General features: G+C 73.6%; 4 protein-coding genes and 1 pseudogene. 3 read left to right on the plus strand and 2 right to left on the minus strand.

The annotated features are described in order from the left end of the window. Positions 1–553: pseudogene (locus ACRDTB_RS37785) on the minus strand (MFS transporter); the annotation flags it as partial. Between the two features lie 185 nt (positions 554–738). On the opposite strand from ACRDTB_RS37785, the gene ACRDTB_RS37790 reads away from it, so the two are divergent. From ACRDTB_RS37790 to ACRDTB_RS37800, 3 genes are read left to right on the plus strand one after another with little or no spacing between them, the layout of a single operon-like run. After that, complete coding sequence (locus tag ACRDTB_RS37790; protein ID WP_431437077.1) at positions 739–1,545, plus strand: helix-turn-helix domain-containing protein; 807 nt, start codon at positions 739–741, stop codon at positions 1,543–1,545. A gap of 57 nt (positions 1,546–1,602) precedes the next feature. After that, positions 1,603–2,013, plus strand: coding sequence for an SRPBCC family protein (locus tag ACRDTB_RS37795; protein ID WP_431437078.1), 411 nt, complete (start codon positions 1,603–1,605; stop codon positions 2,011–2,013). Between the two features lie 20 nt (positions 2,014–2,033). After that, the gene (locus tag ACRDTB_RS37800) at positions 2,034–2,942 is read left to right on the plus strand and encodes an SDR family oxidoreductase (protein WP_431437080.1); all 909 of its coding nucleotides are present in this window, start codon (positions 2,034–2,036) and stop codon (positions 2,940–2,942) included. On the opposite strand, the gene ACRDTB_RS37805 is transcribed toward ACRDTB_RS37800, so the two are convergent. After that, a partial coding sequence (locus ACRDTB_RS37805) for a phosphopantetheine-binding protein (RefSeq protein WP_431437081.1) occupies positions 2,933–3,334 on the minus strand: 402 nt, incomplete at its 5' end. The genes ACRDTB_RS37800 and ACRDTB_RS37805 overlap by 10 nt on opposite strands.

Genomic DNA, 3,334 nt, shown 5'->3' on the forward strand with positions numbered 1-3,334 from the left:
GCTCGGCCGGCCGGTGCCGCACGCCGAGCAGCACGACGGCCGCGGCCGTGGCGAACGTCACGGCGCAGAGCCCCAGTGCCACGGGTGGCCCGGCGAGTACGAGCAGCGCACCGCCGGCGAGCAGGCCGGCGACGTGCGCGGCCAGGGTGGCGACCTTCCGCATGACGTGCGCGGGGATGTCGGGTAGTGCCGCGCGGGCCGGTCCGCCGGCGAGCCCGAGGACACCGGCGAGCCCGAGCAGCACGGGGACCGGCAGCGAGGCGGCGAGCAGCCCGGCGACGGCCACGCGGGCGAGGTGGCCGGCGACGACGACCTCGCGGCGCGGCAGGCGGTGGGACAGTCGCCGGAACAGGGCGCCGCCGAGCAGCGAGGGCAGGAAGGTCAGCGCGAATGCCAGCGCGGTCCAGGCAGCCGAGGACGTCTCGCGGTACACCAGCACCGCGAGTCCCACGCGAGCCAGCTGGTCACCAGCGACCGACAGCAGCTCGCCGGCCCAGAACGCGCGGAGCTCGCGCGCAGCGAGCACCTCGCGAACCACAGCCCGACGCCCCATCGCCCGCCTCGCTCCTGACGCCAGCAGGCCGTGCCTCGCACGGCCTGCGGACCTCACAGTAGAACGCTGCCAGCGACAGATCGATGTCCCTGGGCTTGTCTACCCAAATGGCCCAACGGCATGACAAAGGGTAGTAGCCGCGTCCTTTTGGGCCTCGAGCCGGGCCACCGCACTAGATTTCCTCCGTGGAGTTCGCCTATGTCACGCGGACACCGGCGGCACCGCTGGACCGCTACGTCGAGTTGATCTGGTACGCCCGCGGCCGGATCGACCACGACGGCGAGCTCATCGCGCCCACCGGCTCCACCGTCGCCGCGGTCGTGCTCGGGTCGCCCATTCGCCAGACCCCCGCCGGCGGCCCGCCGTTCCTTGCCACCACCGGATTCCTCATCGGGCCGCACGATCGGCCCATCGTCAACGAGCCCACCGCCGAGACCCACTGCCTCGGCATCGTCACCACGCCCGTCGGCTGCCGGGCCGCGCTCGGGCTCGACCCCGGCCCGCTGCGTGGCCGGGTCACCGGCTGGCCGCCCGCGGACCGGCTCCGCGCCGAGCTGACCGGGACGCCCGAGGAGATGCTCCGGCACGTCGAGGCCACGCTCCAGGCCACGCTGCGGGGCGCCGACACGAAGGGCGTCGACCGCTGCGCGCGGGCCGTCGCCGCGCTCGAGGCCGAGCCCGCGCGCAACATCGCTGAGCTGGCCGCCGCGCTCGGCGTGACCCACGGCCACCTCGACCGCGAGTTCGCCCGCGTCGTCGGCCTCGGCCCGCGCACGCTCGCCCGGATCCTGCGCGTGCGCCGCCTGCTGGAGCACATCGACGTCTACGGCCGGATCGCGTGGACCGAGCTGGCCGGCTCGCTCGGCTGGTTCGACCAGGCCCACCTCATCCGCGACTTCAAGCGGCACACCGGCGTCACGCCCTCGCAGTACCAGGCCGCGCAGCGCCGCTACCGCCCGGACGAGGTCGAGCCGGGCTTCGTGCCCATGTGAAATCCGATGTGAAATCCGTCCAAGACACCCGTCCCGGGCCGGCGCAGGGTTCGCGGCATGAGCAGAGCCTTCGTCGCCACGCAGGTCATCGACCGCCCGCCGGAGACCGTCTGGCGGGTGCTGACCGACTGGCGCCGTGTGCCCGACTGGATGCCCGGCGTGGACGAGGTGACCGACGTCGACGACACGACGCTGCGGTACCTCGCGCGCAAGCGGGAGCGCACCAGCGAGATCACCGCGGTGCGGCCCGGCGAGTCGGTCACGCTCACGTCCGTGCGAGGCGGCGTGCGGGCCGACTACGTCTACTCCCTGGAGCCGGCCGGCGGCACGACCCGCGCGACCCTCGTCGCCGACGTCACCACCGCCGCGCTCTGGCGGCTGGTCGCCCCGGCGCTGCGGGCCGCGATCCGCCGCGCCGACGGCGGCCAGCTCGACGCGCTCAAGCGGCTGGTGGAGGCCGAGCCGTAGAAATGTCAGAGGTCGAGTGCATGAGCACAGACAAGGTGGCGCTCGTCGCCGGAGGAACGCGGGCGGCCGGCCGGGCGATCGCGGTCGAGCTGGGCCGGTTGGGCATGACGGTGTACGTGACCGGGCGGACCACGCGCGAGCAGCGCTCGGAGGTGAACCGCCCGGAGACGATCGAGGAGACCGCCGAGCTGGTGGGCGCCGCGGGCGGCACGGGTGTCGCGGTCCGCGTCGACCACCTCGAGCCGGACGCCGTGCGCGCGCTGGTCGAGCGGATCGACACCGAGCGCGGCCGGCTGGACGTGCTGGTCAACGACATCTGGGGTGGCGACGTCTACCTGACGTTCGGCAAGAAGCTGTGGGAGCACTCCCTCGACGGCGGCTTACGGATGCTCCGGCTGGGCGTCGAGACGCACGCGATCACCAGCCACTTCGCGCTGCCGCTGCTGATCCGCCGCCCGGGTGGCCTGGTGATCGAGATGACCGACGGGACCGCCGAGTACAACGCGAACTACCGCAAGGACGCCGGCCTGTTCTACGACCTGGTGAAGACGTCCGTGCAGCGGCTCGCGCTGGCGCAGTCCGAGGAGCTGCGCGAGTACGGCTGCACGGCGGTCGCGCTCACGCCGGGCTGGCTGCGCTCGGAGGCGATGCTGGACGCGTTCGGCGTCACGGAGGACAACTGGCGCGACGCCACGTCGCACCAGCCGCACTTCGTGATCTCCGAGTCCCCGGTGTTCGTGGGCCGGGCCGCGGCCGCGCTGGCCGCGGACCCGGAGGCGGCGCGCTGGAACGGCCAGTCGCTCTCGTCCGGCCAGCTGGCGAAGGTCTACGACTTCGACGACGCCGACGGCAGCCGCCCGGACGCCTGGCGCTACCTCACCGAGGTGGAGAGCCAGGGCAAGCCCGCGGACGCGACCGGCTACCGCTGAGCGGCGTCGCGGATCGCCGCGGTGTGCGATCCGCCCGCCGGCGGGCGGATCGCCTCGGCCAGCCCGGCGATCGTCGGCGCCTTGATCAGGGTGGCGAGCGGCACCTGTGCGGACAGCGTGCTCCGGATGCGTGCGAGCAGCTGGGTCGCGGTCAGCGAGTGGCCGCCGAGGAGGAAGAAGTCGTCGTGCACGCCGAGCGTGGCGTCCGGCGGGATGCCGAGCACCTCCCGCCAGATCGCCGCGATCCGCCGCTCGACGTCGGTGTGGGGTGCGACGGTCGTCGTCTTGTGCCGGCCCCACACCGGCTCCGGCAGCGCGGACCGGTCGAGCTTGCCGGTCGGGGTGACCGGCAGCGAGTTGAGCGTGACGTACCGGTTGGGCTGCATGTAGTC

It is taken from the genome of Actinophytocola sp. (genome assembly GCF_050699935.1).
Classification (GTDB): Bacteria; Actinomycetota; Actinomycetes; order Mycobacteriales; family Pseudonocardiaceae; genus Actinophytocola.

Coding starts and splice junctions, on each gene's coding strand:
- ACRDTB_RS37795 (WP_431437078.1), top strand. CDS start 1,603: ATGAGCAGAGCCTTCGTCGCCACGCAGGTCATCGACCGCCCGCCGGAG.
- ACRDTB_RS37800 (WP_431437080.1), top strand. CDS start 2,034: ATGAGCACAGACAAGGTGGCGCTCGTCGCCGGAGGAACGCGGGCGGCC.